Origin of the sequence: Streptomyces sp. NPDC052101 (assembly GCF_040680235.1) — a bacterium.
Lineage (GTDB): Bacteria > Actinomycetota > Actinomycetes > Streptomycetales > Streptomycetaceae > Streptomyces.
The window spans coordinates 17306-28848 of sequence record NZ_JBFAWH010000029.1; the positions used below are offsets into that span (position 1 = coordinate 17306).

Annotated in this window: 8 protein-coding genes; all 8 read left to right on the forward strand. The window is 73.2% G+C overall.

Going from position 1 to position 11543, the window contains the following annotated elements:
- Positions 1-35 precede the first annotated feature (35 nt).
- The 8 genes from AB0L75_RS34840 (at position 36) to AB0L75_RS34875 (ending at position 11543) form a co-directional block, all read left to right on the forward strand.
- On the forward strand, positions 36-1301 hold the full coding sequence (locus AB0L75_RS34840; RefSeq protein ID WP_365189306.1) for a 6-phospho-beta-glucosidase: 1266 nt from the start codon (positions 36-38) through the stop codon (positions 1299-1301).
- A complete protein-coding gene (locus tag AB0L75_RS34845; RefSeq protein ID WP_365189309.1) occupies positions 1292-2275 on the forward strand; it encodes a BadF/BadG/BcrA/BcrD ATPase family protein in 984 nt (327 codons plus the stop codon). Before AB0L75_RS34840 ends, AB0L75_RS34845 begins: the two co-directional genes overlap by 10 nt.
- A gap of 137 nt (positions 2276-2412) precedes the next feature.
- Positions 2413-3846 (forward strand): hypothetical protein, encoded by a 1434-nt coding sequence (locus AB0L75_RS34850; protein ID WP_365189312.1) that lies wholly within the window; start codon positions 2413-2415, stop codon positions 3844-3846.
- Between the two features lie 14 nt (positions 3847-3860).
- On the forward strand, positions 3861-4895 hold the full coding sequence (locus tag AB0L75_RS34855; RefSeq protein WP_365189315.1) for a glutamate ABC transporter substrate-binding protein: 1035 nt from the start codon (positions 3861-3863) through the stop codon (positions 4893-4895).
- Positions 4896-4936: 41 nt separating this feature from the next.
- A complete protein-coding gene (locus AB0L75_RS34860; protein WP_365189318.1) occupies positions 4937-6211 on the forward strand; it encodes a hypothetical protein in 1275 nt (424 codons plus the stop codon).
- Positions 6208-8676, forward strand: a complete 2469-nt coding sequence (locus tag AB0L75_RS34865) for a tetratricopeptide repeat protein (protein ID WP_365189320.1) — start codon at positions 6208-6210, stop codon at positions 8674-8676. The genes AB0L75_RS34860 and AB0L75_RS34865 overlap by 4 nt, the downstream gene beginning before the upstream one ends.
- A gap of 3 nt (positions 8677-8679) precedes the next feature.
- Complete coding sequence (locus tag AB0L75_RS34870) at positions 8680-10122, forward strand: protein phosphatase 2C domain-containing protein (RefSeq protein ID WP_365189323.1); 1443 nt, start codon at positions 8680-8682, stop codon at positions 10120-10122.
- An 80-nt stretch (positions 10123-10202) separates the two neighbouring features.
- Positions 10203-11543, forward strand: coding sequence for a VWA domain-containing protein (locus AB0L75_RS34875; RefSeq protein WP_365189326.1), 1341 nt, complete (start codon positions 10203-10205; stop codon positions 11541-11543).

An 11543-nucleotide genomic window follows, 5' to 3' on the forward strand; every position in this document is an offset into this window, starting at 1 on the left:
ACCATCCCCCGCGCCCGGAAGCGAGGCAACCTCCAGTGAAACTCACCGTGGTCGGCGGAGGCTCGACCTACACCCCCGAACTCATCGACGGCTTCGCACGCCTGAGGGACACCCTGCCCGTCGAGGAACTCGTCCTCGTGGACCCGGCCGCCGAGCGCCTGGAGCTGGTGGGCGGGCTGGCCCGGCGGATCTTCGCCAGGCAGGGTCACCCCGGCCGGATCGTCACCACCGCCGACCTGGACGCGGGCGTCGACGGCGCCGACGCCGTCCTGATCCAGCTGCGCGTCGGCGGCCAAGCGGCCCGGCAGCAGGACGAGACCTGGCCGCTGGAGTGCGGCTGTGTCGGCCAGGAGACCACCGGCGCGGGCGGCCTGGCCAAGGCGCTGCGCACGGTGCCGGTCGTCCTCGACATCGCCGAACGGGTCCGCCGGGCCAACCCGCGCGCGTGGATCATCGACTTCACCAACCCGGTCGGCATCGTCACCCGCGCCCTGCTGCAGGCCGGGCACCGCGCGGTCGGGCTGTGCAACGTGGCGATCGGCTTCCAGCGGACGTTCGCGGGCATGCTGGGCGTGGCCCCGGCGGATGTGCATCTGGCCCATGTGGGCCTGAACCATCTCACCTGGGAGACGGATGTGCGCCTCGGCGGCCCGGAGGGCGAGAACGTCCTGCCCGAGCTGCTGGCCGAGCACGGCGACACGATCGCCGGGGACCTCCGGCTGCCCCGCCCCCTCCTGGACCGGCTGGGCGTGGTCCCCTCCTACTACCTGCGCTACTACTACGCCCACGACGAGGTCGTGCGTGAACTGCGCACCAAGCCCTCCCGGGCGGCCGAAGTCGCCGCCATGGAACGGGAGTTGCTGACGATGTACGGCGACCCGTCCCTGGACGAGAAGCCCGCGCTGCTCGCCAGGCGCGGCGGCGCCTACTACTCGGAGGCGGCCGTGGACCTGTCGGCGGCGCTGCTCGGCGGCGGGGGCAGCCCGTACCAGGTGGTGAACACCCTCAACCGGGGCACGCTGCCCTTCCTCCCGGACGACGCGGTGATCGAGGTCCAGGCGGCGGTCGGCCCGAAGGGCCCGGCTCCGCTGCCGGTACCCGAGCTGGACCCCCTGTTCGCCGGTCTGGTCGCGAACGTGACGGCGTACGAGGAGCTGGCCCTGGAGGCGGCGCTGCGCGGCGGCCGGGACCGCGTCTTCCGCGCCCTGCTCGCCCACCCCCTGATCGGCCAGTACGCGTACGCCGACACCCTCACCGACCAGCTGATCGCGCACAACCGGGAGCATCTCGCGTGGGCCTGACCGCACCTGGATCCGGGAGTGTTCTCGCCGTCGACGCGGGCAACAGCAAGACCGACGTGGCCGTGGTCACCGCCGCCGGGGAGGTGCTGGCCACGGCTCGCGGCGGCGGCTTCCGGCCGCCCGCGGTGGGGGTGGCGGCGGCGCTGGACGCGCTGGCCGAACCGGTCGCGCGCGCCTTCGCGGACGCCGGCGTCACCTCCGTCTCCCATGTCTCGGCGTGCCTGGCCAACGCCGATCTCCCCGTCGAGGAGGAGCAGTTGGCGACGGCGCTCAGGGCGCGCGGCTGGGGGGCGTCGGTGGAGGTCCGCAACGACACCTTCGCGATCCTGCGGGCGGGCGTCGCCGAACCGCGCGGGGTGGCCGTGGTGTGCGGCGCGGGCATCAACTGCGTCGGCATGCGCCCCGACGGCCGTACCGCGCGCTTCCCGGCCATCGGCCGTATCTCCGGTGACTGGGGCGGCGGCTGGGGTCTGGCGGAGGAGGCGCTGTGGTTCGCGGCCCGCGCGGAGGACGGCCGGGGCGAGCCGACGGCCCTCGCCCGCACGCTCCCCGGCCACTTCGGGCTGCCGACCATGTACGCCCTCATCGAGGCACTGCACCTGGAGCACGTCGGCCACGACCGCCGGCACGAGCTGACCCCGGTGCTCTTCGCGACGGCCGCGGGGGGCGACACGGTGGCCCGCCGCATCGTCGCCCGGCTCGCGGAGGAGGTGACGGTGCTGGCCACGGTGGCGCTGACCCGCCTGGAGCTGCTCGGCGAACAGACGCCGGTGCTGCTCGGCGGCAGCGTCCTGACGGCCGGGCACGCCCTGCTCGACGACGGCATCCGCGACCTGCTGACGGCCCGCGCCCCCAAGGCTGACGTCCACGTGGTCACGGCAAGCCCGGTCCTCGGCGCGGCCCTGCTGGGCCTGGACCGGCTGGAGGCGGGGACGGCGGCTCGGGAGCGGGTACGGGGGTACTGGCATCGGTAGCGGAACCGAACAGTTGCACCCGGCGTATTCATGAACAGCGTGCGCTGCGATCCGATCAAGATCCAGTGAAGGCCGGTGCGGATGTCGGTCCCGGCGGCGATACTTGGCGGCGAACGGATGACCATGGGGGAGGTCGAGTGACACACCCGCCGAAGAGCGCAGCACCGCCGGTGCCGAGTCCCGGCCTGCCCGCCGCCCCCGGCATCCCCGCGCAGCCCGCCCGCCCGGCCCCCGTCGGCTCCCCCGCGCCGTCCGCCCCGCGGACCGCGTTCGCCGAGGGCGTCGACCGGCTGCGGTCCGCCGCGACCACCGAACCGGGCCGGCTGCGGATCATCGGGGCCGTGCTGGCCCTGCTGGTCGTGGCGTTCGGCGCGGCCACCGCCTGGCAGGCCGGCGAGCGGGCGGCCGCCGCCGACGACGTGCTGCACCGCAGCCAGCCGCTCAGTTCGGGCGCGGCCGGCATCTACCGTTCGCTGGCCGACGCCAACACGGCCGCCTCCAGCGGCTTTCTGGCCGGCGGCCAGGAGACGGCCGCCTCCCGGGACCGGTACGAGAAGGACATCCGTACGGCCGCCGCGGGCCTGGTGACAGCCGCCGCGAACGCCGAGCCGGGCTCGGCCTCCGAGGCGACGATCGCGAAGCTGAACACGCTGCTGCCCCAGTACAAGGGGCTGATCGAGCGGGCCCGCACCTACAACCGGCAGGGGTACCCGGTCGGCGGCGCGTATCTGCGCTACGCCAACGAGAAGATGCAGAAGGAGATGCTCCCGGCGGCGGAGGATCTCTACACCAAGGAGAACCAGCGGCTGGACGCCGACTACGGCGACGCGACGCCGTTCCCCTGGGTCGCGATCGCGCTCGGCGTGCTCGCGCTGGCCGCGCTCGGCTGGGCCCAGCGCCGCACGTACCGGCGCACCAACCGCGTCCTCAACCACGGCCTGGTCGCCGCCTCCGCCGCCACCGCCGTCGCCCTGCTGTGGCTCGTCGTCGGGCACACGGTGGCCCGCGTGGAGCTGAACGGCTCCTACGACCACGGCATCCGCTCGCTGACCGTGCTGCACGACGCCCGGATCGCCTCCCTGAAGGCGCGCGGCAACGAGAACCTGAGCCTGGTGGCGCGCGGCGCCGAGACCATCACGGTCGACGGCAAGCCGTACGACGCGTACTACTACGACTTCGACAAGGACATGACCACCCTCGGCACGGGCCTGACCCGGGCGGAGCAGCTCGCCGACGACCAGGGCGGCCGTACGCCGGTCAAGGCGGCCGAGTCGAACATGGCGGTGTGGAAGCAGCGGCACGCGAGCGCCCGCACCGACGACGAGAACGGCAACTACGAGCAGGCGCTGGACAAGGTCATCGGCGCCAAGGGCGCCACCGGCGAGTGCTTCGACGGTGTCGACAGCAGTCTGGCCCGGGCCGTCGACCACGAGCAGGCCGAGTTCCAGCGGGCCGCCGGTGCCGGGCGGGACGCCCTGACCGGGCTGCCGGTGGGCGCGGCCGTGCTCGCGGCGCTCGGCGCGGCCGGCGGGCTGCTCGGCATCGGGCGCAGACTTTCGGAGTACCGGTGACAGGGGGCATGACGATGTACGCGGCACGTGTACGGGCCTCCCTGCGGGGCTGGGGCGGGGTCGGCGCGATGGCGGTGCTGTGCGCGCTGGCGCTCGCGTTCGTCCTGCTGCTGCCGAGCACCACCCAGACCCGCCGCCAGAGCGAGAGCCTCGGCGGCCCCGGGGTGGCCGACGGCAGCCAGGCCAGGGCCGAGGACTGCACGGACTCCGAGGCGCAGCAGCAGACCCTGGCGCCGTCCGGCGCGGACGGGCCCGCCATCGACGCGATCAAGTCCCGTACGGGCGCCAGGCGCAAGCTGATCGTCGGCGTCGACCAGAACAGCTACCGCTGGGGCTACCGCAATCCGAACACCGAGGGCGCGGAGCTGGAGGGCTTCGACATCGACCTGGTGCACCGGATCGCCAAGGACATCCTCGGCGACCCGGACGCGGTGCAGTTCAAGGCGATCCCGACCAGCCAGCGGATCTCCGCGATCCAGGACGGCCGGGTCGACATGGTCGTACGGACCATGACGATCACCTGTGAGCGGCTGTCCCAGGTCGCGTTCTCGGCGCCCTACTTCAAGACCGGCCAGCAGGTCCTCGCGCCCAAGTCGTCCTCGATCACCGGCTACGACTCCACCCTGGCGCACAAGAAGGTGTGCACGGCGGCCGGTTCGACGACGTACGCCAAGCTGGACGCCGACCGGAAGACCGGCGCCCTGCCCGCCTCCACGGACCTCTCCACCACCGTCCCGAACCAGCTCGACTGCCTGGTCAGGCTGCAACTCGGCGAGGTGGACGCGGTGGTGACCGACGGCGCGCTCGCCGCCAGCCAGGCCGCGCAGGACCCGACGGTCGAACTGAAGGGTGCACCGTTCACGACCGAGTACTACGGCGTGGCGATGAAGAAGGACGCCTCCGATCTGGTACGCCGGGTCAATCGCATTCTGGTGGACTACCGCGCCGACGGCTGGCAGCAGTCGTACGACACCTGGCTGTCGGCGACACTGGGAAAGGACTCGGGGCCGTCGAAGCCGCCCGCACCGCAGTATCTGCGCACGAGTTGAGCCACATCCGACCGGAACAGACAAGCAGCGAGAGGTGATCGATGGGCGTCACGGACCCCGCCGGGCCGGTGATGGACCGGGACGAGGTGGACCGTGCGCTGGCGCGGCTCGGCCAGGAGCACGAGGCGATCGAGACCTCGCTGCTGGCCCTGCAGGACCACGCGGGCCGCAGACTCCTCGAAGGCGCCCGGCTGACCGGGGTCACCAGCCGGCGCTGGCAGGCCACGGAGGCGCAGATCACCCTGCTGTGGGGGTATTTCGACGCCTACGCGGCCGCGCTGCGCTCCGCCCGTGAGATCCGCGGCCGGCGCCGCTGGGCCAGCCGCGAGGACCTGGTGGAGCTGACCGAGCTGCTGCGCGGCGAGTCCGTCACCGTGGCCGGGAACGGCCGGCTCAGCGAGTCCTACTCCCTGACCGCGCTGGTGGACCGGATGAACGAGCTGTACGCGACGAGCCTGGACCTGGTCGTCACCGCCGACGCGGTGTGGTCGGCGCTGCCCGCGCGGATCGATTTACTCGCCGCGGAGCTGCAGCGCACCCGCAAGCTCGCGCACTCCGTCGGCGTACGCCCCGGCGAGCACCCCTCCGGTGACGACCTGGAGCGGATCACGCGCACGCTGACCCGGCTGAGAGAGGACGTCGTCTCCGACCCGCTCGCGTTCTGGGTGCCGGCCGAGGGCAGTTCGGCGCCGGGCGGCGGCCGCCCGGACACCCTGGTGTACGACCGTGAGGCGCGCGCCCTGGAGGACGTGCGCCGCGAGATCGACGCCGTGCTGACGGTCCGGCAGGACGCGGAGGCGCGGCTGATCCGGCTGCGGGACGTGCTCTCGCGCGCCGACCGCACCCTCGCCGAGGCCCGTACGGCGCGCGGCGAGGTGCTGGCGAAGATCGCGGCGACGGAGGTGCCGGTGGTCAGCGGCCCGCCGACGGTGCTCCAGGAACAGCTGGCGACCGCGGCCGAGTACCGCAGGCAGGCGCAGTGGCACCGGCTGTCCCCGCTGCTGGAGTCGCTGGAGCAGAAGGCCGAGGACGAACTGCTGCGGGCCCGCGAGTCGTTGACCGCGGTCACCGCGCCGCTCGCGGTCCGCGCCGAGCTGCGCGGCCGGCTCGACGCCTACAGGGCGAAGATCGCCCGGCACGGGCTCGCGGAGGATCCGTTCCTGGTCGAGCGGTACGACGCGGCCCGGCGGATGCTGTGGAGCGCGCCCTGCGACCTGCGGGTGGCCGAACAGGCCGTGCTGCGCTACCAGCAGTTGGCGGCCGAGCTGATCGGCGGCGCGGGGGCGCAGGAGAACCGTGGGGGGGACCAGTCATGAGCCAGGCGGGGCAGGCCTGTCAGCGGCCCGGCTGCGAGGGGTCGTACGACGACGTCGGCGGCGGTGAGCTGTACTGCGACACCTGCGGCCTCGCACCGGTGGTGTCGGCGAACGGCATGGTCGGCTCGCCGCCCACCGGGCTCACCAAGGGCGCGGTGGACAGCGGAAGTTCGCGCGGTTCGCACAGTTCGCGTACGTCGTCGCAGTCGTCGAAGTCGCGCCGCTCGGTGTCCGGGCGGCTCTCGCGGTCCCTGTCGGGCCGCTCCACCGGGCGTTCGGTGTCGGTGCGCAGCTCCGGCTCCTCCTCCGGGGCGTCCGCGCGGGGACGGCTGGGCGCGGGGCTGGTGAACGTGCCGCAGGTGCCGCGCCCGGACCCGCGCTCGATGGTGCTGGAGCACCCGGAGGTGCCCGAGCGGAAGCGGTTCTGCTCGCGCTCCGACTGCGGGGTGCCGGTCGGCCGGGCCCGGGGTGACCGGCCGGGTCGCACGGAAGGTTTCTGCACCAAGTGCGGGCACCCGTACTCCTTCGTGCCGAAGCTGAAGACCGGGGACGTGGTGCACGGCCAGTACGAGGTCGTGGGCTGTCTCGCGCACGGCGGGCTCGGCTGGATCTATCTCGCCGTCGACCGTGCCGTCTCCGACCGCTGGGTGGTGCTCAAGGGCCTGCTGGACACCGGCGACCAGGACGCGATGGCCGCCGCGATCTCCGAGCGGCGCTTCCTCGCGGAGATCGAGCACGCCAACATCGTGCGGATCTACAACTTCGTCGAGCACCTCGACCAGCGCACCGGCTCCCTCGACGGCTACATCGTCATGGAGTACGTCGGCGGCAAGTCCCTGAAGGAGATCGCCAACGACCGCCGCACGCCCGCGGGCCGGCGCGACCCGCTGCCGGTGGAGCAGGCGTGCGCGTACGGCATCGAGGCCCTGGAGGCGCTCGGCCATCTGCACAGCCGCAACCTGCTGTACTGCGACTTCAAGGTCGACAACGCCATCCAGACCGAGGACCAGCTCAAGCTGATCGACATGGGCGCGGTGCGCCGCATGGACGACGAGGAGTCCGCGATCTACGGCACGGTCGGCTACCAGGCTCCGGAGGTCGCCGAGACCGGCCCGTCGGTGGCGAGCGACCTGTACACGGTGGGCCGTACGCTCGCGGTGCTCACCTTCGACTTCCAGGGCTACACGACGGTCTACGTGGACTCGCTGCCCGATCCGGACACCATCGAGGTCTTCCGCCGCTACGAGTCCTTCTACCGGCTCCTCGTGCGCGCCACCGACCCCGACCCGGCCCGCCGGTTCGGCTCCGCGCAGGAGATGGCCGAGCAGCTGACCGGTGTGCTGCGCGAGGTGGTCTCGCTGCAGACCGGGCACGCGCGGCCCGCCCTGTCGACGCAGTTCGGCCCCGAAGTGCGGGTCACGGACCGGGAGTTGTTCCCGCAGCTGGACGGTGACGTGTCCCGGCTGGGAGCGCGGGAGACGGCCAGGGCCACGCCCTCCGCCCCGGCGCTGCCCCCGGCCGCCCTGGTCAGGTCCGTCGACACCCCGGCCACCGCGCTCGCCCTGCCCGTCCCCCTGGTCGACCCGGGCGACCCCAACGCGGGCTTCCTGGCCGGCCTGCTGGCCTCCGCGCCGGCCGAGCTGATCAGCGCCCTCGACGCGGCGCCCGCCCAGACCGTGGAGACCCGGCTCAGGCAGATCCGCGCCCGGCTGGAGAGCGGCGATCAGCAGGCCGCGCTGATGAGCCTGGGCAAGCTGGACGAGGAACGGCCCGACGACTGGCGGGTGGTGTGGTACCGGGGCGTGGCCGCCCTGGTCACCGGCGACTTCGAGGGCGCCGCGCTCGCCTTCGACGCGATCTACGACGCCTTCCCCGGCGAGGCCGCGCCCAAGCTGGCGCTCGGCCTGTGCGCGGAGGTGCTCGGCCAGCTGGACAACGCGGCCGACTACTACCACCTGGTGTGGGCGACCGACCCCAGCTATGTGAGCGCCGCCTTCGGGCTCGCCCGGGTGCAGCTGGCGGCCGGGAACCGGCACGCCGCGGTGCGCACGCTGGAGTCGGTGGCGGAGTCCTCCATCCACTACACGGCCGCCCGGGTCGCCGCCGTACGGGCACGGCTCAGACAGCGCACCGCGACCGCCGGTGACGTACCGTTCCTGGACGACCTGACGGCCGCCGCCCGGCAGGTCGAGGCGCTGGACGCGTACGGCCTGGACCCGGCGCGGCGCGAGCAGTTGTCGGCGGAAGTGCTCGGCTCGGCGCTGGACTGGATACTCTCCGGGGGCCAGGGCACCGAGGCCGCCGCCGGCGGACGGGTGCTGCTGGGCAGCGGTCTGGACGAGCGGGGCCTCCGCTTCGGCCTGGAGCGCGCCTACCGCACGCTGGCCCGGCTGGCGCCCGGCGGCGAGGAGAGGATCGAACTGGTGGAACGGGCCAACCGTTACCGCCCCCGGACGTGGGTGTAGTTGATGTCGCAGATGCCCCAGCAGGCCGCACTGGCGAAGTGCCCGAGCTGCGCGGAGCCCGTCGAGTCGGGTGACCTCTTCTGCGGAGCATGCGGGTACGACCTCTCCGTCGTACCCGCGCCGCCGCAGGACCATCCGACGCTCACCATGACCGGCTCCGCCGGGGAGGGCCCAAAGGGCCCTGCCTGGCCCGCCCCCGAGCCCGACAGCGCCGCCGCCCCGCCGGAGGTGCATCTGCCGGCCGATCTGCCCGGCACCGACTCCGGCGGCGCGCCGCTCGCCGGCCACGAGACCGGCGGGGGCGGGGAGTCCGGCGCGCCCGGCTCGTCGCCGCACGGTCACGAGCCCGGCGCCGGGGAGCCGCAGCGGCCGGCCGGGTCCGGGGTGCGCTTCGACCGGCCCGCGGAGCCGGAGGAGTACCCGCTGCAGGCGCCCGACCCGCGCGTGGCCGAGAACCCGGGCGACCTCGACAACCCCGGGAAGCCCGAGAACCCCGGGAACCCTGAAAGCACGGCCGTACCGGAGGAGCCCGCGCAGGTGTGCGTGGCCTGCCGGGCAGGCCGGGTGGACAGCGACGGCTACTGCGAGAACTGCGGGCACGCCCAGCCCCGCGAACGCGACCACATGGAGCGGGAGTCGGGTCCGGTGGCCGCCGTCAGCGACCGGGGCCTGCGCCACCACCGCAACGAGGACGCCTTCGCCGTGGGCCACACCACGCTGCCCGACGGCACCCCGGCGGTCCTCGCGGTCGTCTGCGACGGCGTGTCCTCCGCGACCCGCCCCGACGACGCGTCCTCCGCGGCCTCCCAGGTGGCCGGTGACACGCTGCTGGCCGCCCTGCCGCGCGGCACGCATCCGCAGACGGCCATGCACGAGGCGATCGTCGCCGCCGCGCAGGCCGTGAACGCGCTCGCCGAGGAACCCGCCACGGCCCGCGAGCACGCCCCGCACCAGAACGCCCCGGCCTGCACGATCGTCGGCACGGTCGTCGCCGCCGGGCTGCTGGTCGTCGGCTGGGTCGGCGACAGCCGCATCTACTGGGTGCCGGACGACCGGAGCGCGCCCGCGGCCCGGCTGACCGAGGACGACTCCTGGGCCGCGCAGATGGTCGCCGCCGGTCTGATGAGCGAGGCCGAGGCGTACGCCGACGAGCGCGCCCACGCCATCACCGGCTGGCTCGGCGCGGACGCCTACGAACTGGAGCCGCACACCGCGTCCTTCAAGCCGGACCGGTCCGGCGTCGTGGTGGTGTGCACCGACGGCCTGTGGAACTACGCCGAGACGGCCGAGGAGATGGCCGAGGCCGTGCCCCAGGACGCGGCCGAGCGCCCGCTGCACAGCGCCCGGGTGCTGGTGGGCCACGCCCTGGACGGCGGGGGCCACGACAACGTAACAGTGGCCGTCGTACCGTTCCCGGCACCGCCCGAAGGGGCAGGATCGGCCTGAGGCCGCAGACCGGAGGGGACCGGTCTGTTCACCGCCGTCGCCCTGCGTCAGCAGGGGCATCAAGGGGGATTTGAATACGCATGGCCAATTTCGCGAAGTCGCATGCGCCGCGGTTCTCGATGGACGTCTACCAGAACGAGTACCTGCCGGAGGGCGGGCGCGAGGTCAACGCGATCGCCACCGTGACCGCGACCGGCGGCGGCACGGTCGGCAGCGCCATGACCCCGGTGTACCCGGCGGGCCGCGGCCCCTCCGCCGCCGTCGCGCTCATGGTGGACTGCTCCGGCTCCATGGACTATCCGCCGGCCAAGATGCACAACGCCCGGGCCGCCACGGCGGCCGCGATCGACACCCTGCGCGACGGCACGCACTTCGCGGTGATCGGCGGCACCCACGTGGCGAACGAGGTCTATCCGGGCGGCGGCCGGCTCGCGATCGCGGACGCGGGCACCCGTGAGCAGGCCAAGCAGGCGCTACGGCGGCTCAGCGCGGGCGGCGGTACGGCCATCGGCACCTGGCTGCGGCTCGCCGACCGGCTGCTGAACCCGGCGGACGTCACCATCCGGCACGGCATCCTGCTCACCGACGGCCGCAACGAGCACGAGTCGCCGGAGGACCTGGGGGCCACGCTTCAGGCATGCGCCGGACGGTTCACCTGTGACGCGCGGGGCGTGGGCACCGACTGGGAAGTGAAAGAAGTCACAGGGATCGCCTCCGCGCTCCTCGGCACCGCCGATATCGTCGCCGATCCGGCCGGTCTCACCGCCGACTTCACGCAGATCATGGAATCGGCCATGGGCAAGGAGGTCGCCGACGTCTCGCTCAGGGTGTGGACGCCGGTCGGCACGACCATCCGGTTCGTCAAGCAAGTGGCGCCCACCGTCGAGGACTTGACCGCCCGCCGCACCGAGGCCGGACCCCGCGCCGGGGACTATCCGACCGGGTCCTGGGGCGACGAGTCCCGCGACTACCACCTGTGCCTGGAGGTCCCGGCGGCCGGTCTCGGCCAGGAGATGCTCGCCGCCCGGGTCTCCTTGGTTGTGCCACAAGCGGACAGATCGGTACAGAACCTCGGCGCACAGGGCCTCGTACGGGCCGTGTGGACCGACGACATGGCCGCCTCCACCTCGATCAACCCCCAAGTCGCCCACTACACCGGGCAGGCCGAACTGGCACAAGCCATCCAGCAGGGGCTCGATCTTCGCAAAGCGGGCGATTTCGATGGAGCAACGGCCAAACTGGGGCGCGCTGTTCAGCTCGCCAGTGCCTCCGGGAACGCCGATACTGCGAAACTGCTTGCGAAGGTGGTGGACGTGGTCGACGCCGCGACAGGTACTGTGCGGTTGAAGACGAAGGTCGCAGAGGCGGACGAGATGACTCTGGAGACCCGGTCCACAAAGACTGTTCGTGTAAAGAAGTGA

What these genes read in the sequence shown, in the direction of transcription:
- AB0L75_RS34855 (WP_365189315.1), top strand. Translation starts at nt 3,861, where the DNA reads ATGTACGCGGCACGTGTACGGGCCTCCCTGCGGGGCTGGGGCGGGGTC.
- AB0L75_RS34875 (WP_365189326.1), top strand. Translation starts at nt 10,203, where the DNA reads ATGGCCAATTTCGCGAAGTCGCATGCGCCGCGGTTCTCGATGGACGTC.
- AB0L75_RS34865 (WP_365189320.1), top strand. Translation starts at nt 6,208, where the DNA reads ATGAGCCAGGCGGGGCAGGCCTGTCAGCGGCCCGGCTGCGAGGGGTCG.
- AB0L75_RS34860 (WP_365189318.1), top strand. Translation starts at nt 4,937, where the DNA reads ATGGGCGTCACGGACCCCGCCGGGCCGGTGATGGACCGGGACGAGGTG.
- AB0L75_RS34870 (WP_365189323.1), top strand. Translation starts at nt 8,680, where the DNA reads ATGTCGCAGATGCCCCAGCAGGCCGCACTGGCGAAGTGCCCGAGCTGC.